Here is a 24,520-nt window from a genome sequence, read left to right as displayed (position 1 = left end):
GAATGACGGCGAAGGCAATACTGGCGGCATGCCAGGAGGACGGTTGACCCAGCAGGACCGCCAGCGCATCGCGACCGGACTCGCCGACGGGCTCTCCTACGCTGAGATCGCCAGGCGGCTCGACCGGCCGACCTCGACGATCAGCCGGGAGGTCGGACGCAACGGCGGCCCCGGTGGCTACCGTCCCCAGCAGGCGCACCGCGGCCGAGCTGACCCGCAGGCTGGAGGTCAGCCCGGCCTCCGTCTCCGTGGCCGTGAACTTCCTGGTCCAGCATGGTTATGTGCGGCGCGAGCGCGATCCGCAGCGGCGTCGCGACATCTACGTGGTCGACGACGACGCCTGGTACCACTCGGTCATGATCAGCGCGCGGGGGACGCTCGAGGCGGCGCAGGCCGCGACGGCGGGGGCGGAGACGGTCGGGCCCGACAGGCCCGCGGGGCAGCGGCTGGCCAGGGAAGGTGCGTTCCTGGAGCGGGTCACCCTGGACATGATGGAGTCGGCCGACCGCTGGCGCACCCTCCTGGCGTGATGGGTCTTGTGGCCCTCCTCTGGAGCCGGCGCACGAACTCCGCGATGCCCAGGGCGCTATGGAAGATCACCCCAGCCGCGCCGACAAGCACTGGATCAGTGCCGCGACGCGCTACGCAGACTCCGCCCGCCGGCTTCTGGAAACAGCCGCCGAACAGAAAACCCGTGAGGGCCGACAGTGACCTTCTGTCATTCTGCCTGCCATGTCCGCACGAAATCGAAGACTGCCCCGGCACCGAGCCTGGCCACTGACCACCACCGACATCAACGAGTGTCTCGGCCCATACATGACCCGAGTCACGGACCTGCGGTTCCTCACCGGACATGACAGTGGGACCATCGTCCTGGGAGCAGCATGGATCGCTCCCAACCCCCGCAACTACGGCCGCGGCATCCCCCCGGACCTGGTCAGCTTCCGCATAGACGTCTACCGCGTCGATGCCACTGAGCGTGCTGCCACCCGCGCTGTTCTACGAGCGCATGCCCTTCCGCAACTCCACGAATGGATCACGCAGGCGATCGCTGCCGACGAGACCTGGCAACTGACGCCGCACCAGCACTACTGGCGGCTCGCCAACGGCCACCTCACCCACCGCGACGAAGAGTGAACCGAGTCCCCTGCCAAGGGGAAGTCGTCCTCGATCTTCCCGCCACCGCTGTCGCCCTCTTCGCACCAGACGGAAGTGTCGAAGAACTCGGGCCCGATCGCTGCCGACTCACCCTCGGCTCCTGGTCGTGGACCGGCCTGGCGGCCGCCATCGGCCGCTTCGACACCGACATCGAGGTCATCGGTCCACCCGAACTCAACCATGCATTCGCACACCTCGCCACCCGTTACGCCAAAGCCGCCCGCAACACCAGCGAGTCCTGACTCCAAGCACGGATCGAGCGCCGGGCTGAGCCACTTGAGGCCCGGCCGACTGCGGCGCTTGCCGCCTGCGAGCGGGCCGATCGGCCGGAGGAGGACGTGGACCTCGATGGTCGGCCTGTCGCCGCGAGGAGGGTCGGCCGATGACTCCGGCTCAAGCGCGCGGCTGGTACGAGCTGCAGGAACTGCAGGACGGCGTCGTACGCATCACCGAGCCGCACGTCGACACACTGCTGCGAGCCAACCTGTGGTGGCTGCGCGGCACGGACCGGGACCTCGTCGTGGACGCGGGCCTGGGCGTCGCCGGTCTGCGTCGGCACATCCCTCGTATGTTCGAGCCGGATCCGCGGAGCCGCTCACGGTGCACCGGACGCTCCACTCCTGCACCTGCCCGGTCACACCCCCGGCTGCATCGCCCTCCTGGAGGAGCGCGGCGCGCTGTTCACCGGCGACGTGATCTGCAACGGCGACCTCATCGACGACCTCCCCGAAGCCGACACGTCCGACTACCGGCGCACCATGGCGCTCCTGGCGGACCTGGAGGTCTCGGTCGCCCACCCGGCCCCCGCCGAAGACGTCACCGCCTCGGAAGGGACCGGCGCCCGCAGGCGTCAGGTTCGCAGGAGCCGCAGGTCGATCGCGTCGGCCATGGCCTTCATGCCCTCGTCGTCGGGGTGGATGTGGTCGCCCGAGTCGTACGCGGGTTTGAGGGCGGCCGGATTCGAGGGGTCACGCATGGTCTGGTCGAAGTCGATGACGCCGTCGAAGGCGCGGCTGGTGCGGATCCACTTGTTGACGTCTTGCCGGATCGCCTCGGCGGCAGGCGTGTAGTAGCCATTGCCCTGGTCGGGCATCAGAGTCGCGCCGATGACGCGGACGTGGGCGGTATGCGCCTCGTCGATCAGCGTGCGGTAGCCGTTGATGAGATCCTGCGCGGTCAGCGGCCGGCCGTCGGGGCCGGCGTTGTTACCGATGTCGTTGATTCCCTCGAAGAGGATCACGTCCTTGACGCCCGGCTGGCCGAGGGCGTCGTGCCCGAACCGCTTGAGGGCGCTGACACCCTGCCACAGGTTGGGGACGTCCGTGAGGACCCGGTTGCCGCCGATGCCGGAGTCGACGACGCTCAGCTTCTGCGGTCCCGGTACGGCGCCGAGCCGGCGGCCGAGGAAGTCGGGCCACCGGGTGTAGGTGCCGGTCGAGGAGTGGTAGCCGTCCGTGATGGAGTCCCCGAAGGCGACGACGGTGCCCCTTGCCGTCGGCGACACGACGTCCAGTCCTGCCAGGTAGTACCAGGAGGTCGTGGTGGTGCCGAACGCGGCGGCGCTGTCGTCACCGGCGTGGTTGCCGGAGGCGACGTAGGTGGTGTCGAAGGCGTCGGAGTGCCAGGTGGACATTCCCGTCGTGCCGGGCACGTAGAGGCTGACGAGCAGGTTCTCCCCGGCGCTGACCGAGATCGGGACGACGTCGCTGACCGCCTCCGCTCCGGCGGGGATCGTGACGTGACGCGAGCCGCCGAAGGCGACGTTACGAGTGGTGCCGCGTGTCGCCTCTCCACCGCTCGCCTGGACAGCCATGTCCACGGCGCTGACATCGAGCGGGGCGGGGCTGTACCGGTTGGACAGCGTGATGCGTACGCCCGAGCCGGCGACGCTGCTGTGCACCACCATCCGGATGGTCTGGTTGTCGAAGGACGGGCCGCCGGTCGTCATCCCGGGTGACCAGGCACTGACCCGTGTGCCCTTGCCGTGCGACGAGGACACGGCGGCGCTCGCCACGTTCGCGGTGCTCAACGGAACGACCGTCAGGGCCATCCCGGTCAGCACGCCGAGCACGGGCAGCAAGGACCTGCGACGCGGTCGGGGGCCCGCCGCCGTGCTTTCCCTCTTCGGGGACATCGTCGATCTCTCCACTCTTCTCGCTCTCCACTCTTCCCGTCGTCACTCTTCTCGTCGTCCGCGGCAGACTCGTCTCACCGAGCGGCTGCCGAACCGGCTTCAGCCGAGGTTGCGCAGCGTCACGGACTCACCGGGCCTGAGGCTGACCCTGCGCGAGGTGCCGCCCGCGAAGACGGTCGAGTCACGGCCGCCGACGCTCTTCAGCGTCACCTGCGTGACCTTGCCGTTCCTCCACTTGAGGTCGGCGACGAAGCCACCGCGGACGCCGACACCCGAGATCGAGCCGGATGCCGCCCACGCGGCGGGCAGAGCGGGCAGCAGTTCGATGTGACCCGGCCGCGAGTACACCAGCATCTCGACCATCGCGGAGGGGGTGCCGAAGTTCGCGTCGATCTGGAAGATGCCGCGGCCCTGCCCCATGTCCATGATGTCGAAGAGGTTCGACGCGCTGCCGTTGCTGCCGCCCACTGACGGCTTCAGGTTGTTGACGACGAGCTGATAGGCCTTCTCCGCGTTCTTCAGCCGGGCCCAGCACAGGCTGCGCCAGGCGTTGGACCAGCCGTAGCTGTTCATGCCACGGGCGGTGAGAAGGGCCGTCGCGCCCGCGAGGATGTCCTTCGGTGTGGAGTCGTCCGGGCGGATCCGGTCGCCGGGGAAGAGGCCGAAGAGCGGGGACAGGTGACGGTGCGTGGTCTCGCCGAGGTTGTCGGGCGACATCCACTCCTCCAGCCAGCCGGTCGTGGGGCTGACCACGGGCAGGTACAGGCGCTCACGCAGGCCGTCGATGGTCGCGCTGTAGGAGATGTCCTTGCCCAGTACCCGGGTTGCGGTGTGGTAGTTGCCGAAGAGGTTCCACACCAGTTCCTGGGCGTAGGTGATGCCCTTGGCGTCCTGCGGACCCTGCTCCGGGGACCAGTCGCTGTCGTCGACGAGGACCTCACGCGAGGCTCCGGAGGCGTCGGTGACGGTCGTGGTGATGAGGCGGGCCTCCCAGAACTCCACGGCACCCTTGATGAGGGGGTAGATCCTTTCGAGGTAGCCGCGGTCCTGGGTGAACTCGTAGTGCTCGAACAGGCTCTGGCAGAGCCAGGCGTTGGCGCCCGGGTGCCACCACCAACCACTTCCGCCGTAAGGGTTGGTGGAGAAGGCCACGGCCCAACCGGCGACCTTGCCACTGGAGTTGCGGTACCTGTTGGTCGCGCTGTTGAAGAGCCGCTGGGTGACGTCCGTCCATGAGGACAGCTGCGCGAGGCAGTAGTCCGCGAAAGCGTCGAAGCAGCCGGACAGACCCGCCCGGTCGGCCATCCAGTAGTTCATCTGGACGTTGATGTCGGTGTGGTAGTCGCCCATCCAGTCCGGGTCGTTGCCGTCCAGCCAGGGGCCCTGGAGACCCATCGGCAGGGTGCCTCGCGACCCGGAGATCATCAGATACCGGCCGAACTGCAGGTAGGCGGACTCGAGTTCCGGGTCGGCAACGTTGTCCCGGTAGCGGGCCTGGAGCCGCTGCCAGGTGTCCAGCCTGCGCTGAGCGGTGGACGACGCACCCAGGTCGATGTCCAGTTGCTCGAACACCGGGCGGAAGTCGGCGACATGGGTGTGCAGCAGTGTGCTCGCGGAGTGGCCGGCGGCGTCCAGGACCTTCGTCCGGGCGAGGTGCTCCGGGTCCACGGACGGGTCGCGGAACCCGGCGGTCGCGTCGGGCGCGTAGTTGGTGCCGCCGCTGACGACGACCGTGAGGTCCTTGCAGTTGCTGAAGGAGATCGAGGTCCCGTTGACGGCGACCCTGCCGGTGCTGCTGCGTGCCGTGACGGCGGCGCCGTACTTGAGCCCGTTGGCGAAGGAGGCGCCGAACGAGGCGTAGGGTCCCGTGCGGTTGGCGGTGGTGGACTCGCCGTGGGTTCCGGTGAGGGTGACGGTACCGGTGTAGGTGCCGCCGCCCTGCTGGGAGAAGTACAGGACGATGACGTCGTCGGGGCGGCTGGCGAAGATCTGCCGCTGGTAGGTGACGCCGGACAGGTCGTACGAAGTGCTGACGACGCCCTGGGCCAGGTCGAGGGTGCGACGGTAGTTGTCGACGGAGCCCAGGTCGTGCGCGGGGATGCCGACGGTGAGCTCGGCCAGCAGGGTCAGGGAGCCGAAGTCGTCCCGGCCGTAGGCGAACTGGCCGTCGCTCTGCAGGGTGTCGTTGAGGTCACCCGTCCACAGACTGGCGTCGCTGATCGTCAGCAGTTCGCTGGAGGGGTCGTTGCTCGCAAGCGCTCCGAGGCGCCCGTTCCCGACCGGCAGACCCTGCTGGATCATCGAGTTGGCGGAGCCGGGGGCCTGCCACCACAGCTGGTTCTTCGCGGCGGCGGCCGCGGACAGCAGGGGTGAGGCGGTGGGGCGGACGGGGGCCGCCGAGGCGGTGAAGGCGGGCAGACCGCCGAGGGCGGCGGCCGTGCCGGCCGTGGCGGCGAGGGCGAGAAAGCCCCTGCGGCTCGGATGGTTGTCGCGCGATTCGCTGTGCTGGGTGTCCACGTTGTGCACTCCATGTCGGGGGAACGGTGCATGCGGGAACGACGGATGCGGGATCGACGGATGCGGGCCGTCGGGTGTCGTGTGAGACGAATGCGGCGGGTGTGGGCACGCCCGGACGCTGCGGGGTCGTGGTGGGGGGAGGCGGGGAAGGGTCCCGGGGTGAGGGGCCCGGCCGTGCCACGGCCGGGCCCCGCGAAGGGGTCAGGCGGACTTGGGTACGTCGATCCTGTCGATGTCAGGTGAGTAGTCCCAGCCGCTGTCGAACGTGATGCTGTTGGAGCCCGCCTTCAGCGCCAACTGGACGTTGACGGTGTCGACCGTGCCCCAGTCGCCCGTGGAGGGGAACTTGAGGCTGGTGCCGTTGCCACTGTTGGAGTAGACGGTCACCGAGCGGCTGTCGCCGCTGACATAGGCGACGTTGACGGTGTAGATGCCGCCCTTCTTCACCGTGATGTCGTTGAACTGCAGCTTGCTGTCGAGGTAGAGGTTGCCGACCTTCTTGCCGCCGGAGCAGGACTCGCAGGTGGCGACGGAGGCGTTGCCGGTCAGGGTGCTGTTCGCGGACTCGGCCTCGTACCTGGTGGTCGCGAGCCGGGCGCCGCCGGGCTTGACGGTGAACAGCCGGGAGCCGTGTGCGGGCAGCGTCGCGGTGATCTTGTTCCTGTACGTGCCGACGTTCTGGTGGCCCCACAGGTCGCGTACGGAGGCCGCGCCGGTGAAACCGAAGGACGCCCAGTCGGCGGTGACGGAGGCCGGCGCGTTGCCGAGGTTGAACAGGGCGACGGTATAGCTGCCGTCGGAGTTCTTGGTCCCCCAGACCTGCTGGTCGCCCATCGGTGTGACGGGACGCGCGACCGGCGACGTGTTCTGGTCGACCCCTATGACTTCCTGGTTGGTCAGCAGGGAGAGGCCGTAGCTGTCCAGCTTGGTGATGTCGTCACCGGTGAACAGGGGCGACTTGTTGATGGCCCACAGGGTCATATAGCTCTGCCGCTCGGCCTGGGTGAGGCCGTCCATCGCCCCGTTGCCGACGTCGATCGCGTCGAGGTCGTTCCAGCCGCCAGGGCCTGCCTTGCCGCTCCACGCAGGGGCGTCGTTCCACCGGTCGTTGACCGAGTTCTCCCAGGTGACCAGGGTGTCGCAGTAGCACTCGACGTCGGTGTCGATGCGCCAGCCGTTGGCGTACTTCCTCCAGTCGGCGGCGTGACCGATGTCGAGCGACCAGGAGAGCTCCAGGTGGATCGGTCGTCCGGTGTCGGCTATGGCCTTGTTCCAGGCGGCGACGTCCGGGACGTTGTCGTAGTTGTCACCCGACTTGAAGGAGCCGGGGCCCACGCCGTCCAGCTTGAGGAAGTCGTACCCCCAGTCGGCGAACATCTGCGCCTGCGAGTCGACGTACTTCTGTGCGCAGGGGCTGTCGAAGTCCAGTTTGTACGCGCTGTCCCAGCCGTTGGTGGTGCGCAGGTCCGGGTAGACGGCGTCCGCGGTGGTGCAACCAGGGGCGTTCCAGATCGGCACCTTGCCGTCGCCGTAGGCCCCCTTCTCCAGGCCGACGGGCAGGTAGATCCCGGCCTTGAGGCCCTTGGAGTGGATGTGGTCGGCGACCGACTTCATGCCGTGGGGGAACCGGACCGGGTCGGGCGTCTGCCGGCCGTACTGGTCGAACTCGGACGCCCAGTTGTCGTCCATCCACCAACCGGCGTCGATGTTGACGTAGGAGTAGCCGTATTTCTTCAGCGTGGTGGCGAGGGCATCCGTCTGCTTCAGGACGTTCGCCTCGGTGAGGTAGCTGTAGTTGCCCTTCGGGTTCAGGCCCGGGTAGTGGGAGGACTGCATGCTCCAGCTGGACCAGCCCATGTACGGCTTGGCCGCCATGGCGGAGGTGGTGTCCGCCGTGGTCGCGGCCGGGGTGACGGCCGTGGGCGTGGACTGGGAGCCGACGGCCATGGCCTGGGTGGCGGCGGCCGGGATCGCTGTGGCGAGTCCGGCCGTGACAGCCAGGGCTGCCATCGCTCTGGTGAAACGGCGCGGGAAGCCGGGGAGGGCTCCGCGCAGTGCTCTGTAAGGGGATGACCGCATGGGTCGCCTCCTGGGGTGGGGTCAGCGGAATCGAACGGTGGTACCCGGTGGGGGACGGGCGTTGTTCCGGGCAGGGGACGGGCGCGGTGCCGGACGGGACGCCGGAGCGAAGCGGCCGGGTGGCCGGTCGCCGGGGCGTCCGGCCGGCGGCTCAGCCCCTGCCCAAGCCGATGGTGAGCCCGCTGATGAACCGTCGCCGCAGCGTGAGGTACACCAGGGGCGGGAGGGCGAAGTGCACAGGGAGAGTGGGGATCGCGGCCATGAGAGCACGCGGCATGGCTACTCCTCGTACGTGTCTGATCCCATGAAGGACTGGATGGCGGTGGCCGCGGCCCCGCGCGCCCACTCCTCGAACGGCAGGGGACGTGTCATCACGTCGCACTGCGCAGCGGTACCGAAGGCGGATGCGGCGAACGCGTCACGGATGCCTTCGGAGACAAGGTCGTAGGCGGCAAGTCCCTCCCCGGAGATGATCACCAGCTCGGGACCGAGGATGTTCGCCAGGAAGCCGATGGCCTTGCCGATGGCTTCGCCGGCCCGGGCATAGACCTCTCTGACACCGGGGTCTCCGCCGTGCGCCAGTTTCAGCGCTTCTGTCGCGTCGGTCACCGGTCCGCCCGTGGCCGCGCGGACCGCGTGGAGTATCGCGGGGTCCGCCGCGATCGCCTCCACACACCCCCGGTTGCCGCAGTGGCAGAGCGGCCCGAGCGGGTCGAGGGACAGATGCCCGATCTCGCCGGCCACGCCGTGCGCGCCCGACACCACCCGCCCGTGCACCACCAGGCCACAGCCGATGCCGGCACCCACGGTCACCAGGGCGAAGTCCGAGAGACCGACTCCGGCCCCGAACCAGTGCTCGGCCACCGTGAGCGCCCGCACATCGTTGTCGACCGTGACCGGCAGCCCGGTCGCGGTCCCCGCGATCTCGGCGAGCGGTACGTCCCGCCACTCCAGGAAGGGCGAGTAGCGGACCACACCGTCCTCGCGGTCCACGTCCCCCGAGATCGCGATGCCGAGTCCCCGCACCCGCACACCGAATCCGTCGGCCTCCGTGAGCAACTCCTGTACCAGCGCGGTGATGACGGGCAGCACCGCCTCCGGCTCGCGGCCCGTGAGCCGTACGTGCCGGGACACCCGGATACGGCAACAGAGGTCGGCCAGCACGGCGATGATCTCGTCACGCGTGACCTTGATCCCGATGAACAGCGCCCTCCCCCCGTCGACCCACACCAGGTTGGCCGGTCGTCCCACTGCGGGCCGCGCCCCCTCGTCCACGCCCTCGACCAGATAGCCGAGCTCCATCAGCGGACGGACCGCCTTGGTGACGGCGGCCGGAGAGAGCCTGGTACGCCGCGCCACCTCGGTCCGAGTGAGCGGACCGTGGGAGAGCAGCGTGGTGAACACGAGGGAAGCGGCCGGCGTCATCGTCGGAGCCGCCTCGGGGGAGGGGGCCGGGCACATGGCCGGAAACTTAGGGAGATTCTTTTTTGCTGTCAATAAACAAAGCACACTCCTTTTCAACAGCATGAGTTGACCAGGACGAACCTGTGAAACGCAGACCGTGGACAGGCGTTGACACCTGATCAAAGGCAGGGTTGGCTGCGCACTGCTCCTGTGTGGCGCTCTCTCAACGTGAGGATCCATGTCTGCCATCTCCTTCGACCCCGCCTCAGGTGTCTGGCTGCTCTCCACCGCGCGCACGTCGTACGCGCTGTGGATCGACCCCACGGGAGCGCCCTGTCACCTCGGCTGGGGACCTCGGCTGACCCTTGCCGCAGCCGGTCAGCTCGTGCCTCTCCCGGCCGGGGAGGTCAGCAGCTTCGAGGGGCGCTCCCCGGCCGGCGAGGAGTTGCCGGTCGACGGCGGGGCCCGGTACGGAGCGCCGTCCCTGCGGGTGCGGTTCGCCGACGGCACCCGGGCCTTCGAGTGGGCGCACCTGGGCCATCGGATCAGCGAGCCGGCGCCGGGAACGAGGGAACTCGCCCTTGAGTTCCACGACCGCCACTACCCGCTGGCGGTCACGCTCCACTACCGCGTGCACGACGACACGGATGTGATCGAGCGCTGGACCGCGCTGCGCAACACCGGGCGGCAGCCGATGGCGGTGCTGCGCGCGGACTCGGCCGCCTGGACGCTTCCGCTGCGCGACGACTACCGGATCAGCCATGTCACGGGCCAGTGGTCGGCGGAGGGCCTGTTGCACCGGGAGCCGGTGCCGCACGGCGAGACCGTGCTCACCAGCCGGCGCGGCATCACCAGCCACCACGCGAACCCGTGGCTGATGCTGGACGCGGGCGGGGCCACCGAGGACCGAGGCGAGGTGTGGAGCGCGGCTCTGGCCTGGAGCGGAAGCTGGCACCTCATCGTGCAGCGCACGCCCGACGGGCGTACGTCCTTCACGGGCGGAGCAGGGCACGACGGAACGGAACTGCCACTCGGCCCCGGGCAGGAGTACGCGACACCGCGCTTCGCGGCCCTGTACACCGACGGCGGCTTCGGCGCGGCGAGCCGCGGCTGGCACGGATACGTCCGCGGCCATGTGCTCCCGCACCCGGACGAGACGCGCCCCGTGCTGTTCAATTCCTGGGAGGCCACCGGCTTCGAGGTCGACGAGGCCGGTCAGCAGGAGCTCGCGGTGCGGGCCGCGAAGCTCGGGGTGGAACTCTACGTCGTCGACGACGGCTGGTTCCGGGGCCGCCGCGACGACACCGCCGGACTCGGTGACTGGACTCCGGCCGTCGAGCGGTTCCCGCGGGGGCTGGGCCCGCTCGTCGAGGAGGTCCACCGGCTCGGCATGCGGTTCGGCCTGTGGGTGGAGCCCGAGATGGTCAACCCGGACAGCGACCTCTACCGGGCGCACCCCGACTGGGTGTTGCACTTCCCGCATCGCACCCGCACCGAACTGCGCAACCAGCTGGTGCTCAACTTCGCGCGTGACGACGTCGCCGAGTGGGCGTACGGATGGCTGACCCGGTTGGTCGCGGACAACGGGATCGACTTCCTCAAGTGGGACATGAACCGCGCTTTCAGCGAGGCCGGCTGGCCTGCCCGCGAAGACGGGCAGGACCTGCTGTGGACGCGGTACGTGCACAACCTCTACGGCGTCGTCGACCGGCTGCGGGCGGACCACCCCGGGCTGCGCATCGAGACGTGCAGCGGTGGCGGCGGCCGCGTCGACCTGGGCATCCTCTCCCGTACGGACCAGGCGTGGCCGTCCGACAACACCGACGCGGCGGACCGGGTCTCCATCCAGCACGGCTTCAGCCAGATCTACCCGGCCCGGGTGATGGCGGCCTGGGTGACGGATGTGCCCAACCAGCTCACCGGCCGCTCGGTGCCGCTTCGTTACCGCTTCCACGTCGCGATGGCGGGGGTCCTCGCGGTGGGCGGCGACCTCGCGCGCTGGACACCGGAGGAACTCGCCCAGGGCGTGGAGCTGGTGGCGGAGTACAAGAAGGTCCGTCACATCGTGCAGCACGGCACCCAGCACCGGCTGCGCGGTCCCGTCGACGACGGGCCGACCGCCGTGCAGTACACCAGTGCCGACGGCCGGGAGGTCTTCGTGCTGGTGTGGCAGCGGGCACCCCGCCATGGCACACCACGCCCCGCCCTCAGGCTCGCCGGCCTGGACTGCGCCGCGCGCTACCGGGACGCCGCCACCGGCGCCGTGCACCATGCGTCCGTACTCACCGGATACGGGATCACACCCGAGCTGCCGGACGGTGACTGGTCCAGCACGTCCCTGCACCTGATCAGGGTCGACGACGTGGCGGCCGACGACACCGATCCTCTGTGAGGCGCCGATTTCCTATACGATTTCGACCCTGACCCGAACCACTGACGGCCGGGCGGCGGATCGGCGTGGCCCGATTCCGGCGCTCGCCCATGCCCTTGACTGTCCGTTAGAAAGCACCTTGAGCTGCGTTGTTAGAGCGATCGTCATCGATCGTCCGGTCCAGGGGGTTGACGGGGGGCGGTGTCTGGCCGAACATCGCCCTACCGATTTCCTATTTGATTCTGGGGAGTGGTGGAGATGCGTCCCCCGACCCGTTCCGTTCTGTCAGGAGTCGCCGTAGTCGCTGTGCTCATGGCGGGCTCGGCGGCCTGCACCATCAAGTCCTCCGGTGAGCCCGCCGGCACCCGGGCCCAGGCCCCCGCGTCCGGCAACTCCGGCACCGGCACCGCCGAGTTGGCCGACGGGTCGGGCACCAAAGTGGCCCTCGTGCCCGGCGGCGCCCACCCGTACTTCCAGCCGTGGAAGGCGGCGGGGGCCGCAGCGAAGAAGCAGTACGGCCTCGGAGACGTGACCTTCGACGAGACCTCCGAGTGGGACCAGCAGAAGCAGGACAACCTGCTCTCCACGCTGGCGGCCCGCGGGTACAACGCGTTCGGGGTCTTCGGGGTCTCGCCCACCGACATCAACACCACCTTCGCGGACCTCAAGTCACAGGGCTTCGCCGTGGCTTCGCTCGCCTCTTGCCCGGCCGGCGGCACCGACAAGGCCGACTTCTGCTTGTCCACGGACGTGGAGGTCGCCGCCTACAAGGCGGCCCAGGCCGCGATCCACGCCATGGGCGGCAAAGGCACGCTCGTCCACCTCACCGGCAACAACGTGGACGCCAACACGCAGCTGCGCATCAAGGGCGTGACCAGGGCGGTAAAGGAGACCGGCGGCAAGGTGAAGCTGCTCCAGACCATCACCGACGTCGACAAGGATCTGCAGACCGCGCAGAAGGCGGTCTCCGACCTGCTCGCGGCGAAGGGCAACCAGATTCAGGGTATCGTCACCACCGCCTACAACCCCGCCGTCGCCGCAGCCGACGCGGTCAAGAACTCCGGATCCGGGGCCAAGGTCGTCGCCATCGACGACGACGCCAAGATCCTCAGCGCGATCAAGGACGGTTCCGTCGCCGCCACCGTGGTGCAGAACCCCGTGGGGCAGGCCGAGGTGGGGACCTGGGCGCTGGCGCTGCTCCAGACGCGGCAGTGCACCATGCGCCACCCGGGCCAGATCATCGACTCCGGCTCGTTCGTGGTCACCAAGGCGAACGTGGGCACCTACGACTCGGCCAGGAAGGCGAAGACCGAGCAGCTCAAGAAGCAGTTCGCAGACACGTTCCTCGTCTGCACGTGACCGCCGACGGCACTACGGAAAGCGGGCCTCGCACGATGACCATCATCACGACCGCCACGGCACTGCTCGCCGACATCGCGGTGGAGAAGGACCGCACGGACGCCGTGCAGGCCTTCGTCAAGCAGGAGACGATCCTCGTCGAGATCACCACCGGGGACGGCCTCCGGGGAACCGGCTACGCCTACACGATCGGCACCGGCGGGTCGTCCGTCCTGGCCCTGCTCCGGGAGCACCTGCTGCCGCTTCTCGCCGGAGCGGACGCCCGCAACGTCGAAGCACTGTGGCAGCGGCTGTTCGCCACGACGCGGGCCACCGCCACCGGAGCCATCACCTCCCTCGCCCTCGCCGCCGTGGACACCGCGCTGTGGGACCTGCGGTGCAAGCGTGCCGGCGAACCTCTGTGGCGACTGGCCGGGGGCCACCGCCGGGAGGTCCCGCTCTACGACACCGAAGGCGGCTGGCTCCACCTGGGCACCGACGACCTGGTCCGATCCGCACTGGAGGCCCAGAAGGCGGGGTGGGCGGGAGTCAAGGTCAAGGTGGGCAAGCCCCATGTGGCCGAGGACGTCGAGCGGTTGCGCGCCGTCCGCGAGGCCGTCGGTCCGTCGATGCACATCATGACCGACGCCAACCAGTCGGGGACCATCTCCTCGGCGCTCCGCCTCGCGGCCGCCCTCGAACCCTACGGCCCGTACTGGCTCGAAGAGCCCCTCCCGGCCGACGACGTCAGCGGACACGCCCGCCTGGCGGCCGCGACCAGGATTCCCGTCGCCGTCGGCGAGTCCCTGTACTCCGCCATGCAGTTCCGCGCGTACCTGGAGTCGGGCGCCGCCTCCGTCATCCAGGTCGACGCCGCACGTGTCGGCGGCATCACGCCCTGGCTGAAGGTCGCGCACACGGCGGAGAGCCACAACGCCATGGTCTGCCCGCACTTCCTGATGGAGCTGCATGTCAGCCTGGCCGCCGCGGTGCCCAACGGCATGTTCGTCGAGTACATCCCGCAGCTGAGGGCCGTCACCCGCACGGAACTGACGGTCCGTGACGGGCGGGCCGTGGCACCGGACGTGCCGGGTATCGGCATCGACTGGGACATGGACGCCATCGACAACAGGAGGGTGGCATGAAGGCACCCGCCGTGACACCCGAGAACGACAGCCGGGCCGACGGGGCGGAGGCCGCGCCGCCGCCCGCGCAGCGGCTGCCGTTCTGGGTGAACCAGCGGCTCGGTCTCCTGGTGCTCACCGTCGCTCTCGCCGCACTGTTCGGTGTGCTGCGGCCGGCGTTCCTCGATGAGCGGCTCGTACTGTTCCCGCTGTTGCGGGACATCTCGACGCTGACCGTGGTGGCGCTCGCCCAGATGGTGGTCCTCTCCGTGGGACACATGAACCTCGCCGTCGGCCGGATGGCGGCCTTCGGCGCCCTCTTCGCGGGCCTGGGCTACGACCGCCTCGGCCTGCCGCTCCAACCAGGCCTGCTCCTCTGCCTGTTCGCGGGCGTCGTCATCGGGGCCCTGACCGGCTGGATCATCGCCCGTACCGGCGTGAGCTCCTTCGTCGTCACCCTGGCCATGGACTTCGCCCTGCTGGGGCTGGTCTCCCTGCTCTACTCGGCGCTGACCGAGAACGCCGCCTTCACCACCCAGCCGAACGGGCTCATGGACCTGCGCGCGACCTCCCTCGCCGACATCTGCGTCGGCCGCGTCTGCGGATCCCCGGCCGTTCCGCAACTGGCCCAGTTCACGGTCCTGGCCCTGGGCGGCCTCGGATTCCTGTACAGCCGCACCCGGATGGGCCGGGAGCTGCTGCTGACCGGCGCCAACCCGGTGGCGGCGGAGCTGTCGGGCATCCCCACGGGCCGGCGTGTGATCCTCGCGCACACCCTCTCCGGACTGCTCGCCGCGCTCGCCGGCTTCATGGCCGCCGTCGGCACCGGCACGTTTCGCGCCTCCATCGGCGAGGACTTCATGCTGCCCTCCTTCCTCGGCGCTGTCCTCGGCGGCACCCTCCTCACCGGTGGCGTCGTCTCCGTACTCGGCGTTCTGCTGGGCACATCGCTGGTCGGCGTGATCCGCAAGGGCCTGGATCTGCTCGGCGTCGGCCTGGAGAGCCTGAACATCTACCTCGGCTGCGTCCTGCTGCTGGCCCTGTCGGCGGACCGGGTTCGTACCGTCGTGTCCTATCGCAAGGTGGTGCGCCCCACGTGATCACCGTCAGCAACCGTGGAGCCCGTACCGGCGCGACCCTGCGCCGCTTCTCCCGCTCCACGACCATGACACTGCTGTGCGTGACACTGGCCGGATACCTCGCCCTGGGCGTGGCGTCGTCGGGCGAGTTCTTCCAGGGCCCGTCGGTACGGACCTTCCTGCAGTACCTGGCCACGCCCATCCTCATCGGACTGGCCCAGATGACCGCTCTGTGCGTCGGACAACTCAACCTCGCCGTCGGTGCCCTGGGCGGCTTCACGGCCTGTCTGATGGGTGTCCTGATGGCCGACGACGGCATCCCGGCACCGATCGCCGTAGCGGCCGGAGTCCTCGCGGCGACACTGGTCGGTCTGGTGACCGGTGTGTTCATCGTGGCGACGCGGATCAACGGATTCATCGTCACGCTCGGAACGATGACCATCCTGCTGGGAGCCCAGTACCGGCTGGCCGGGACGCGCACCATTGACGGCTACTCAGCGACGCTCAAGCACCTCGGCCGAGCCGCCCCCCTGAACCTCCCGCTGGTGTTTCTCACGGCGCTCGCCGCGGCGGCGCTGCTGGCCGCGTTCCTGTACCGCGCGACCGCCGGCCGCAGGCTCCTCGCGGCAGGCGGCAACCCGCTGGCGGCGAGGCTGTCGGGCATCTCCACCGACCGGCAGATCGTGCTCGCTCACACGCTGTCCGGCCTCCTGGTCGGCGTCGCCGCCGTGACCGCGACAGCGTCGCTGCCCGGCGTCAACCGCAGCGTCGGCGGAGACTGGCTGCTGCCGAGCTTCGCCGCTCCGATCATCGGAGGTGTCGCGCTGAGCGGCGGATCCGTCGCGGTGTTCGGCACGGTGCTGGCGGCGTTCGTCATGCGGCTCATCGACGCCGCGCGTGCCCAGTTCTCGCTCGACCCCAGCTGGGTGAACTTCCTCATCGGCCTGGTCGTGCTCGGCACGGTGGTCGGCGGCCGCATCCACCAATCACATGTGGAGAAGAAAGGCAAGGGGCGCACGGTACGGGGGAGCACCCCGTCGGCACCGATCGGCCCGGGACCGACGGCCGACGCCGCCCTGCCGACCACGGGAGGTGCTCGATGAGCGACATCCTTCCGAACGCGAAAGGTGCGCGATGAGCGACGTGCTTCTCGAAGGCCGGAAGATCGTCAAGGTCTTCCCCGGAGTACGGGCCCTGGACGGCGTCGGCCTGCGTCTGACGGCCGGATCCGTGCACGCGCTGCTGGGCGAGAACGGTGCGGGGAAATCCACCCTCATCAAGGTGCTGACCGGCGTCCACGCCCCTGACGGCGGCCGGCTCACCTGGCGCGGCGAGGAGGCCCATCTGCGCTCGCCGCTGGAGGCCGCCCGGACCGGCATCGGCGTCGTCCACCAGGAACGCAACCTCATACCCGACTTCTCGGTGGCGGAGAACATCACGCTGCAGAGCCCTCCCTCGCGCCGTGGGCTCGTCGACCGGGAGGCCATGAACGCGCCCGCCCTGCGCTGCCTGGCGGAGTTGGGTCTGGACCTCGACCCGCTCCGGCCGGTCCGCGAACTGTCGGTGGCCCAGCAGCAGTTGGTGGAGATCGCGAAGGCTCTTCACACCGAGAGCGAGGTGCTGCTGCTCGACGAGCCGACCGCCTCGCTGTCCCCGCAGGAGGCCGAGCGCCTCTTCGACGTCGTCCGGCGCCTGACAGCCCGAGACACATGCGTCGTCTTCGTGAGTCACAAGCTGGAAGAAGTCTTCGCCATCTGTGACACCGTCACCGTGCTGCGCGACGGCAGGTCCGTGCTGGAGTCCTCACCGCTCGCCGACCACACGCACGACGACATCGTGAACCTGATGGTGGGCCGCGCACACACGGCGACCGAGATGCGGCCGCGCACCTCGGACCGTACGGCCGCCCCGGTGCTCGCACTCGACCGGATCTCCACGGCCGACGGCCACCAGGACATCTCCCTGAAGGTGGGTCCCGGTGAGATCGTCGGTCTCTACGGCCTCGTCGGCGCCGGGCGCAGTGAACTGGTCAAGGCCGTTCTGGGCCTCGACCGGGTCACCGGCGGCGAGATCAGGGTGCACGGCAAGCCGGCCCGGATCGCTTCGCCCCGCCAGGCGCTGCACGAGTTCGGCATCGGCTACCTGACCGAGAACCGTAAGGAAGAGGGCGTCTTCCTCGAACAGCCCATCCACCGGAACATCACGGTCACCGTATGGCAGAAGCTGGCCAAGGCCCTCGGGTACATCTCCGCCGCCGAGGAACGCCACGTTGCGCAGGACCTGGTCGAACGTCTCGGCATCCGTGTCTCGGGCCTCGATCAGACTGCCGAGGAACTGTCCGGAGGCAACCAGCAGAAAGTGAGTCTGGCGAAAGGGCTCGCGGCCGACACCCGGCTGCTGATCGTCGACGAGCCGACCGTAGGTGTCGACGTACGTACCAAACACGCCTTCCACGAACTCCTCTGGGAGCTCGCCCGCGGCGGACTCCCGATTCTGCTGATCAGCAGCGACCTCACCGAGATGATCACGTTGGCGGACCGTGTCCTCGTCATGGCCGACCACCGCATCCGCGGCGAGGTCGACAACGACCGGGACTACGACCGGATGAGCGGCCGGATCATACGGATCATCCACGACCGCGCGCTCTCGGCAGCGACCGCGGAGGAGAATGCGCAGAGCACGAAGAACCCAGAGGACGCTGAGCACGAGGAGGACGCGGAATGAGGCGCGTGGCGCAGGTGATCCGGATTCGCCCGGAGCAGTTGGAGAAGTACCGTGACCTGCACCGCGACGTACCCCAGCCGGTGCTGGACACACTGCGGGACTGCCACATCGGGAACTACTCGATCCACCTGCTCGGCGACCTGCTGTTCGGCTACTTCGAGTACCACGGTGACGATCTGGCCGCGGACATGGCCCGCATGGCCGCCGACGAGGCGACGCAGGACTGGTGGAGGCTCACCGCGCCCTGTCAGGAGCCGGTGGAGCAGGCGGCACCGGGGGAGTGGTGGACCTCGATGGAGCAGGTGTTCCTCATGCCATGACGTCCTCATCATCGAGGACGGATCGCAGAAGGAGAAGGAAAGGGAGAAGGAGAGAGCCGTATGAGCCACACGCTGCTCGTCGATGCCCACCACCATGTGTGGGACCTGGCCGTACGCGACCAGGAATGGATCACCGGCCCCGAACTCGCGCCGCTGCGCAGGACCTTCTCGCTGTCCGATCTGCGTCCGCTGACCGAGCGGGCCGGAGTCGGCGCGACCGTGATGGTACAGACCGTGACGGTCCCGGAAGAGACTCCCGAGATGCTGGCACAGGCGGCCTCCGACCCGCTGGTCGCCGGTGTGGTCGGATGGACCGACCTGACAGCTCCCGATGTCGCGGACACGCTGGCCCGGCTGCGTGAACTGCCGGACGGGAGACGGCTGGTGGGCATCCGGCACCAGGTGCAGTCGGAACCCGACCCGCGGTGGCTGGTACGCGAGGATGTCCTGCGGGGGCTGTCGGCGGTGGCCGATGCGGGCCTGGCGTACGACCTTGTGGTCCTCCCGCACCAGTTGCCCGCGGCCACCGCCGCGGCCCGCCGTCTGCCGGGCCTCAGGTTCGTCCTGGATCACATCGGCAAACCCGCCATCGCGACGGGCGCGCTCGAACCGTGGGCTTCGGAACTGCGTGCACTGGCGGCCGAACCCAACACCTTCTGCAAGCTGTCCGGCCTCGTCACGGAGGCCGACTGGCACGGATGGACATTCGACGACCTGCGTCCCTTTGCCGAGACGGCTCTCGGCGCCTTCGGACCGCACCGGGTCATGTACGGCTCCGACTGGCCCGTGTGCACGGTGGCCGCCGACTACGCGGAGGTGCTCGATGCGGCCCGTGCTCTGACGGTCGGGCTCAGCGTGGACGAACGGGCCGGCGTTTTCGGCGGCACGGCCGCGAACGCCTACCGGCTGCGTGTGCCCTGACGCCGCCGCGCGACCGAGACGCCGCGGGGCAGGCCTCTCACGTCGGTAGACTGCTCTCGTCCCGCGACCTCCGGAGCAACAGGAGCAGGAGAACGGATGCCGCCGCATGACAGTTCCTCTGCCAGGGCCCCGGAGTCCGAAGGAAGAAGCCAATCCGCCGGTCCTGGCCGCCAGGTCCTTTCGGACAGCGTCTACGAGCAGATCAAGGCCATGGTCATGGACCATGAGATCGCCCCTGGTGCACGCGTGGGGATCGAGGCGCTGTCGCGTGCTCTGGGCGTCTCGCCCACGCCCGTCCGCGAGGCACTGGCCCGGCTCGAGTCCGACGGACTTGTGGTGAAAAGGTCGCTCTCCGGGTACCGGGCCACCGAGTTGCTGACCCGCGAGGGCCTTGAGGAGCTCTTTGAGATGCGACTCCTCCTGGAACCGCGAGCGGCGGCGCTCGCCGCCATCAACGCCGGCGAGGAGCAACTCGACTCCCTCGAACGGCTCGTGGAGCAGATGCAGACTCATCCAGGGCCGACGGGACGGTACGCGGACTATCGCGACTTCGCCGCCCTCGACCAGCGCTTTCACGACGCGATCGCGGTGGCCTCGCAACGTCCGCTGCTCGCCGATGCGGTGGAGCGGCTCCACTCCCATCTGCATGTCTTTCGCCTCAGAAGCGTCGGGAGCGCCGACGACCCCACGCTGGCGGAACACGAACGTGTCGTACGCGCGATACTCCGCCGCAAGCCCGACCGCGCTGCCGAAGCCATGGCGGAGCACCTCACCCGCAGCCTCCAGCGGCAGCTCAGCGAGGAGTGACGCTGCGCCTACGGCGACCACAGCGGCCGTAAGCGCGGCACCTCGTCGAAGCCGACGATCGTCCGCTACGAACCCGCGAGCTGGGTGACCAGGATCAGCGTCGACGACAGCCACCACGCGGTCTCGATCGAACGCCTCCCGGAACGAGCCAGTCGGCGCGACCGAGGTCGTCCGGAGCTCACGTGTCGGCGGCCCGACTGACGCGCGGAGCTTCCCGCCCCCGCGACGAAGAGCCGTTTCATGTCCGGGGGCCGGGCCCCGCCGATGGCCGAGAACGCCGACCGGGCGGCGTACGAAGACGCCGTGTCGGAGTACGCCACCCCTGGGCCGGAAGCCGGTGGCCACGGCGGCGGCGCCCACGAAGACCATGCTCGTGATTCGATTGCAGCATGCTGCCGATGGCGCGTCCGACGAGTACCCGGGGGCGGTGGATCGTCATTGTGCGCAAGCGGGCGAGGACGCCCGGGGTCATGTCGTTGCTCAGGCGAACAGCTCGCCGAGCAGCTCGGGGCCGATGACGATGGGAGCGGGGCGGTAGGCGGGTGGCTGTGTGCCCGTCAGCTCGCGCACCAGGAAGTCCCAGCAGTGCTTGCGGACGTAGGAAAGACAGTCGATGAACATGTGCTCGGCCCCCGGCACGATCAGCACCTCGAAGTCCTTGTCGGCGGCGAGGAGCCGGTCGGCCAGCCGCAGGGTGTGGTCCGGGTGGACCTGGTCGTCCAGTTCGCCGTGGATGAGCAGAAGCTTGCCCGCCGGCCGGTCTGTGATGTCCACGTTGGAGGTGCGGGCCCAGGCCCCGGGGTTGTCCGCGCCGTCGTAGGCCTCCACGAACGCCTGGTTGAAGAAGCGGGCGTCGTGGTATCCGGAGAGGGCGACTCCGGTCTTGTACACCTCGGGGAAGTCCAGCATCGCCCGCGCCGCGGCGAACCCGCCTCCGGAGTGGCCGAACGCGCCCACCCGGTCCAGGTCCATCCACGGCCGGGTCTCGGCCAGCTGCCGCAGCGCCGCGACATGGTCGGCCAGGCAGCCCGCGTCGGCCAAGTGGCCGTAGGAGGCGTCGTGGAAGGACTTGCTCCGCCCTGGGGTGCCTCGCCCGTCCACCGCCACCACTACGAAGCCCAGCGCCGCGATAGGTTCCGCGTCGAGGCCCATCCCGCCGGGGTCGAAGGACGGGGCGACCCGGTTGACCTGCGGGCCGGGGTAGATGGTGTCCACCACCTGGTAGCGCTGGGCAGGGTCGAACCCCCGCGGCCGGTACAGCACCCCGTAGATGTCCGTCATCCCGTCGGCCGCCTTGACGCGGAACCGTTCCGGCGGGGTCCAGCCGGTGGCGCTGAGCTTGGTGATGTCGGCGCGCTCCAGCTCGACCAGCACCCGCCCGGCCCAGTCACGGACTCGGGTCACTGGCGGGGTGTCGACGGCGGACGCGAAGTCGATGAAGTACTCCGGGTTGTCCGGCATGGTGACGATGTGGTCCAGCTCGTCGTCGGTGACCTTGGCGAAGCCGGAGCCGTCCAGGCCGACCCGGCACACCGTGCGCCGGTACGGGTCCTCTTCGACCAGCCCGGAGGCGGTGAAGTACACCACCTGCTCGGCCTCGTCGACGTGAAGGATCTGCCGTACTGCCCACTGACCCGAGGTGACCTGTCCGAGCAGCACGCCGGTGCGCAGGTCGTACCGGTACAGGTGGCCCCAGCCGTCCCGCTGCGAATACCACAGCACCTCGTCGGCCAGCGTCCGCACGATCGGAGGCTCGTACAACCACTGGTTGGGCTCCACCCGGGTGGTTCCGGTCTCGCTGAGCACAGTGGTGACCTCGCCGGTGGCCGGGTCCAGCCGGTGCAGGGCGAGCGTGCGCAGGTCGCGGGGCTGGCTGAGGTAGTACACCGCCGAGCTGTCCGGGGCCCACCACGCCCACTTGCTCGTGATCGGCGACAACTGCGGCATGAGCAGCGGCTCGGTCTGCGCGCGAACCACCGAGCCCTCGGCGACGTCCAGCACGACCAGCTGGGCCTGCGGCAGATTCTCGTCCCCGGGGTAGGCGTACCGCTGGGTGCGCAGGAGGGGCGCGCCGCCGTCGGCGGGCCGGGCCTCCACCAGGTGGGTCTGCCGGACGCCGCGCTCGTCGGTCCGATGCGCCAGCACCTTCGTCGAGTCGGGAGACCAGGCCACCGCGGGCGGCAGGTGGGGCAGGCCGAACTTGCGCAGCAGGGTGCCGTTGCTCATGCAGTCCGGGCCGGAGCCGTACCGGTGGTCGGGCTCACCGTCGGTGGTCAGCGCCCACTCGCGGCCGTCGGACAGCGAGTGCGCCCACAGGTCGTACCCCCGCTGGGACACCGCGACCTTCCTGTCGGGTGATGGCACCTCCAGCGGGTTGCCCGCCGGTGTGAACTCGGCCCGCTCGCAGGCGTAGCTGTCCAGGCGGCAGCGCCAGTGCTCGCCGAACGCATCGAACTCCACGGCGTTCTCGGTCAGTTCGATGGCCATGAACGGCAACGCCCCGGGGTCGACCTGTTGCCCGGAGGCGGCGGCGAGCGCCGCGGCGAGCAGGGCGTGGTCGAAGGCCGGCTCGCGGGTACCCGCCGCCGGCTCGACCAGCATGAACCGCCTGCCGACGCCATCGCTCACCGCGTACCAGAAGCGGGCGCCTCCGTCGATCCACTGCGGCCTGACCTGGTCGCCTATGACGAGCTCGCCAGGGCGGACGGGCCGGCGCAGGAGCTGCTCCGCGACCTGATAGTCCTGAGTGGTGCTCATTCCTTTTGTCCTTCCTCGGTGTTGGTTCCGGGCCTGCCGTGATGCTTCGGTGGCGCCATCGCGGCGGGGGTGATGACGGCATCGGAGGGCTGAAGCGAGCGCGTCGGCCGGGCTCCTTCAGAGGCTGCGGGCGGTGATGTCGCCGTGGGCGGTGGTCGCGTGGATGTTCAGGGCGGCGGCGCCGTCGGTGTTCTTGAGCGCGTTGTGGATCCGGCCGTGGGCGGTGCCGGCGTCCAGGGAGGCCGAAACTCCGGCGGCGGCGCCGACCGACACGTCGCCGGACTGGGTGCGCAGCACGACCGTGCCACGCAGGGCCTCGGCGATCCGGATGTCGCCCTTTGCGGTGCTGATCTCCGCGGGGCCGCCCAGGCGGCCGACCGAGACGTCGCCGGCGAGAGCGGTGAGGCGGACGCTCGCGGCCTCGTCGAGCTTGATCGAGCCGTGCGCGCCGTCGAAGGCGACGTCGCCGAACCGTCCGACGGCCCGGAACTCGGCGCTGGCCGCCTTCGCCTCGATACGGGAGTCGGCGGGCAGTTGGACCGTCACCTCGACGGATCCGGAAGCGCCGAGGATCTGGCTCTTCGCCGCCGGGGCCTCGATCCGCAGGACACCGTCGCCGTACGACACCTCGATCTGCTCCGCCGCCTTCACGTCGCGGCCCTTCGAGGCGTCCGCGGGCAGGACCTCGACCGCGGTGTCGGCCCGGTCGGCGGCGATGAAGTGGATGCGTCCCGCCGGGATGTCGAGAACGGCGGCGATCGGAGTGGGGGTGTCGAACTTCTGCATCGTGCTCTCCTCCTGCGCTTGGTGTTTCTGATGCCGGAAACGCTACGTTGCGTTCATAGATCGCACAACAAGTTTATTGCGTACAATCAACATTAGTGCAGGTGACATCACAAATATCGTTGCAACGGCCTTAGTTTTAATGCAACAGTGCGTCATTCCGGTCGTTGCATTGGATTGACGGTGAACGCTATGGTGGAGGCGTCAAAGAAGCACGAAGGGAGATCGCGATGCCGGGAGGCAGGCTCACCCAGCAGGAACGCCAGCAGATCGCGCTGGGGGTGGCCGACGGGCTCGCCTACGCGGAGATCGCCAGACGTCTCGACCGCCCCACCTCGACGATCACGCGTGAGGTGATGCGGAACGGCGGTCCCACCGCCTACCGTGCCGACCTGGCCCACCGCGCCACCGAACGCCGCGCCCACCGGCGCAGGCAGGCCGCTCCCCGAGGCGTGCAGGCGCCCCCGCAGCCCCACGGACGCGACACCGAGGCCGTGCGCGAGTACGAGGAGATGTTCACCACCCTCCTCATGCAGCAGGGCCTGCCCAAGATGATGTCCCGGGTACTGACCTGCCTCTACACCACCGACGCGGGCAGCCTCACCGCGTCCGAACTCGTCCAGCGCCTCCAGGTCAGCCCGGCGTCGGTTTCCAAAGCCATCACGTTCCTCGAAAGCCAGGGCCTCGTCCGCCGGGAACGCGACGAACGCCGCCGCGAGCGCTACGTCGTCGACAACGACGTCTGGTACCAGGGGATGATCGCCGCCGCCCGATCCAACGCCCAACTCGCCGAGACCGCACGGCAGGGCGTCACCATCCTCGGTCCCGGCACCCCGGCCGCCGCCCGCCTCGAGAACATCGCCCGCTTCGTCGACTTCGTCGGCGAGAGCATCGCCCGCGCCGCGGAGCAGGCCCGCGAGGTCCTCTACACGAAGACCGAAGCGCCCTCAGGCGGCCCAGCCGAGCCGAGTTCCGATCGCGGATAGACAGCCGCCTCGATGGTC

The 24,520-nt window shown here is 69.4% G+C and carries 18 protein-coding genes and 2 pseudogenes; 13 read left to right on the top strand and 7 right to left on the bottom strand.

Features of this window, described 5'->3' with window-relative positions; translation table 11 throughout:
* Window positions 1–28 precede the first annotated feature (28 nt).
* The 3 genes and pseudogenes from AB0L95_RS25095 to AB0L95_RS25085 all read left to right on the top strand — a co-directional run.
* Window positions 29–530, top strand: a pseudogene (locus AB0L95_RS25095) (helix-turn-helix domain-containing protein).
* A 202-nt stretch (window positions 531–732) separates the two neighbouring features.
* Complete coding sequence (locus AB0L95_RS25090; RefSeq protein ID WP_365164700.1) at window positions 733–1,137, top strand: hypothetical protein; 405 nt, start codon at window positions 733–735, stop codon at window positions 1,135–1,137.
* Window positions 1,138–1,145: 8 nt separating this feature from the next.
* Window positions 1,146–1,400 (top strand): annotated as a pseudogene (locus AB0L95_RS25085) (WYL domain-containing protein); the annotation flags it as partial.
* A gap of 608 nt (window positions 1,401–2,008) precedes the next feature.
* Here the strand turns inward: AB0L95_RS25085 and AB0L95_RS25080 are convergent.
* The 5 genes from AB0L95_RS25080 to AB0L95_RS25060 form a co-directional block, all read right to left on the bottom strand.
* Window positions 2,009–3,187, bottom strand: coding sequence for an SGNH/GDSL hydrolase family protein (locus AB0L95_RS25080; RefSeq protein WP_365164697.1), 1,179 nt, complete (start codon window positions 3,185–3,187; stop codon window positions 2,009–2,011).
* 204 nt (window positions 3,188–3,391) lie between these two features.
* Entirely contained in the window at window positions 3,392–5,809 is a 2,418-nt protein-coding gene (locus AB0L95_RS25075) for a glycoside hydrolase N-terminal domain-containing protein (RefSeq protein ID WP_365164695.1), read from the bottom strand.
* A 201-nt stretch (window positions 5,810–6,010) separates the two neighbouring features.
* Window positions 6,011–7,888, bottom strand: coding sequence for a CBM35 domain-containing protein (locus AB0L95_RS25070; protein ID WP_365164692.1), 1,878 nt, complete (start codon window positions 7,886–7,888; stop codon window positions 6,011–6,013).
* A 151-nt stretch (window positions 7,889–8,039) separates the two neighbouring features.
* A complete protein-coding gene (locus tag AB0L95_RS25065; protein ID WP_365164690.1) occupies window positions 8,040–8,165 on the bottom strand; it encodes a hypothetical protein in 126 nt (41 codons plus the stop codon).
* A 2-nt stretch (window positions 8,166–8,167) separates the two neighbouring features.
* Window positions 8,168–9,313 (bottom strand): ROK family transcriptional regulator, encoded by a 1,146-nt coding sequence (locus AB0L95_RS25060; RefSeq protein ID WP_365164687.1) that lies wholly within the window; start codon window positions 9,311–9,313, stop codon window positions 8,168–8,170.
* 217 nt (window positions 9,314–9,530) lie between these two features.
* Between AB0L95_RS25060 and AB0L95_RS25055 the strand changes: the two genes are divergently transcribed.
* The 9 genes from AB0L95_RS25055 to AB0L95_RS25015 all read left to right on the top strand — a co-directional run bounded on the left by AB0L95_RS25055 (window position 9,531) and on the right by AB0L95_RS25015 (window position 19,976).
* Window positions 9,531–11,684: an alpha-galactosidase gene (locus AB0L95_RS25055; RefSeq protein ID WP_365164685.1), complete on the top strand. Its 2,154-nt coding sequence runs from the start codon at window positions 9,531–9,533 to the stop codon at window positions 11,682–11,684.
* Window positions 11,685–11,921: 237 nt separating this feature from the next.
* The gene (locus AB0L95_RS25050; protein WP_365164683.1) at window positions 11,922–13,022 is read left to right on the top strand and encodes a substrate-binding domain-containing protein; all 1,101 of its coding nucleotides are present in this window, start codon (window positions 11,922–11,924) and stop codon (window positions 13,020–13,022) included.
* Between the two features lie 35 nt (window positions 13,023–13,057).
* Window positions 13,058–14,146, top strand: a complete 1,089-nt coding sequence (locus AB0L95_RS25045) for a mandelate racemase/muconate lactonizing enzyme family protein (protein ID WP_365164681.1) — start codon at window positions 13,058–13,060, stop codon at window positions 14,144–14,146.
* A complete protein-coding gene (locus AB0L95_RS25040; protein WP_365164678.1) occupies window positions 14,143–15,225 on the top strand; it encodes an ABC transporter permease in 1,083 nt (360 codons plus the stop codon). Before AB0L95_RS25045 ends, AB0L95_RS25040 begins: the two co-directional genes overlap by 4 nt.
* Window positions 15,222–16,307 (top strand): ABC transporter permease, encoded by a 1,086-nt coding sequence (locus AB0L95_RS25035; protein WP_365164676.1) that lies wholly within the window; start codon window positions 15,222–15,224, stop codon window positions 16,305–16,307. The genes AB0L95_RS25040 and AB0L95_RS25035 overlap by 4 nt, the downstream gene beginning before the upstream one ends.
* Before the next feature lie 31 nt (window positions 16,308–16,338).
* The gene (locus AB0L95_RS25030) at window positions 16,339–17,928 is read left to right on the top strand and encodes a sugar ABC transporter ATP-binding protein (protein WP_365164674.1); all 1,590 of its coding nucleotides are present in this window, start codon (window positions 16,339–16,341) and stop codon (window positions 17,926–17,928) included.
* A complete protein-coding gene (locus AB0L95_RS25025; RefSeq protein WP_365164671.1) occupies window positions 17,925–18,248 on the top strand; it encodes an L-rhamnose mutarotase in 324 nt (107 codons plus the stop codon). Before AB0L95_RS25030 ends, AB0L95_RS25025 begins: the two co-directional genes overlap by 4 nt.
* 60 nt (window positions 18,249–18,308) lie before the next feature.
* On the top strand, window positions 18,309–19,169 hold the full coding sequence (locus tag AB0L95_RS25020) for an amidohydrolase family protein (protein WP_365164668.1): 861 nt from the start codon (window positions 18,309–18,311) through the stop codon (window positions 19,167–19,169).
* Window positions 19,170–19,265: 96 nt separating this feature from the next.
* Window positions 19,266–19,976, top strand: coding sequence for a GntR family transcriptional regulator (locus AB0L95_RS25015; protein ID WP_365164666.1), 711 nt, complete (start codon window positions 19,266–19,268; stop codon window positions 19,974–19,976).
* A gap of 480 nt (window positions 19,977–20,456) precedes the next feature.
* On the opposite strand, the gene AB0L95_RS25010 is transcribed toward AB0L95_RS25015, so the two are convergent.
* Window positions 20,457–22,733: a DPP IV N-terminal domain-containing protein gene (locus AB0L95_RS25010; RefSeq protein ID WP_365164664.1), complete on the bottom strand. Its 2,277-nt coding sequence runs from the start codon at window positions 22,731–22,733 to the stop codon at window positions 20,457–20,459.
* 117 nt (window positions 22,734–22,850) lie between these two features.
* A complete protein-coding gene (locus AB0L95_RS25005) occupies window positions 22,851–23,519 on the bottom strand; it encodes a DUF4097 family beta strand repeat-containing protein (RefSeq protein WP_365164661.1) in 669 nt (222 codons plus the stop codon).
* 227 nt (window positions 23,520–23,746) lie between these two features.
* Here AB0L95_RS25005 and AB0L95_RS25000 point away from each other — a divergent pair, with 227 nt between their 5' ends.
* Window positions 23,747–24,502: a helix-turn-helix domain-containing protein gene (locus AB0L95_RS25000; protein ID WP_365164658.1), complete on the top strand. Its 756-nt coding sequence runs from the start codon at window positions 23,747–23,749 to the stop codon at window positions 24,500–24,502.
* The last annotated feature ends 18 nt before the right edge of the window (window positions 24,503–24,520 follow it).

The sequence above is a fragment of the Streptomyces sp. NPDC052036 genome (genome assembly GCF_040680495.1).
Classification (GTDB): domain Bacteria; phylum Actinomycetota; class Actinomycetes; order Streptomycetales; family Streptomycetaceae; genus Streptomyces.
The sequence above is the reverse complement of the archived record's forward strand: the minus strand, read 5'-3'. Positions and strand labels throughout refer to the sequence as shown.

What these genes read in the sequence shown, in the direction of transcription:
- AB0L95_RS25060 (WP_365164687.1), bottom strand. Translation starts at nt 9,313, where the DNA reads ATGACGCCGGCCGCTTCCCTCGTGTTCACCACGCTGCTCTCCCACGGT.
- AB0L95_RS25050 (WP_365164683.1), top strand. Translation starts at nt 11,922, where the DNA reads ATGCGTCCCCCGACCCGTTCCGTTCTGTCAGGAGTCGCCGTAGTCGCT.
- AB0L95_RS25010 (WP_365164664.1), bottom strand. Translation starts at nt 22,733, where the DNA reads ATGAGCACCACTCAGGACTATCAGGTCGCGGAGCAGCTCCTGCGCCGG.
- AB0L95_RS25070 (WP_365164692.1), bottom strand. Translation starts at nt 7,888, where the DNA reads ATGCGGTCATCCCCTTACAGAGCACTGCGCGGAGCCCTCCCCGGCTTC.
- AB0L95_RS25045 (WP_365164681.1), top strand. Translation starts at nt 13,058, where the DNA reads ATGACCATCATCACGACCGCCACGGCACTGCTCGCCGACATCGCGGTG.
- AB0L95_RS25040 (WP_365164678.1), top strand. Translation starts at nt 14,143, where the DNA reads ATGAAGGCACCCGCCGTGACACCCGAGAACGACAGCCGGGCCGACGGG.
- AB0L95_RS25090 (WP_365164700.1), top strand. Translation starts at nt 733, where the DNA reads ATGTCCGCACGAAATCGAAGACTGCCCCGGCACCGAGCCTGGCCACTG.
- AB0L95_RS25005 (WP_365164661.1), bottom strand. Translation starts at nt 23,519, where the DNA reads ATGCAGAAGTTCGACACCCCCACTCCGATCGCCGCCGTTCTCGACATC.
- AB0L95_RS25000 (WP_365164658.1), top strand. Translation starts at nt 23,747, where the DNA reads ATGCCGGGAGGCAGGCTCACCCAGCAGGAACGCCAGCAGATCGCGCTG.
- AB0L95_RS25055 (WP_365164685.1), top strand. Translation starts at nt 9,531, where the DNA reads ATGTCTGCCATCTCCTTCGACCCCGCCTCAGGTGTCTGGCTGCTCTCC.
- AB0L95_RS25025 (WP_365164671.1), top strand. Translation starts at nt 17,925, where the DNA reads ATGAGGCGCGTGGCGCAGGTGATCCGGATTCGCCCGGAGCAGTTGGAG.
- AB0L95_RS25015 (WP_365164666.1), top strand. Translation starts at nt 19,266, where the DNA reads ATGCCGCCGCATGACAGTTCCTCTGCCAGGGCCCCGGAGTCCGAAGGA.
- AB0L95_RS25020 (WP_365164668.1), top strand. Translation starts at nt 18,309, where the DNA reads ATGAGCCACACGCTGCTCGTCGATGCCCACCACCATGTGTGGGACCTG.
- AB0L95_RS25065 (WP_365164690.1), bottom strand. Translation starts at nt 8,165, where the DNA reads ATGCCGCGTGCTCTCATGGCCGCGATCCCCACTCTCCCTGTGCACTTC.
- AB0L95_RS25030 (WP_365164674.1), top strand. Translation starts at nt 16,339, where the DNA reads ATGAGCGACGTGCTTCTCGAAGGCCGGAAGATCGTCAAGGTCTTCCCC.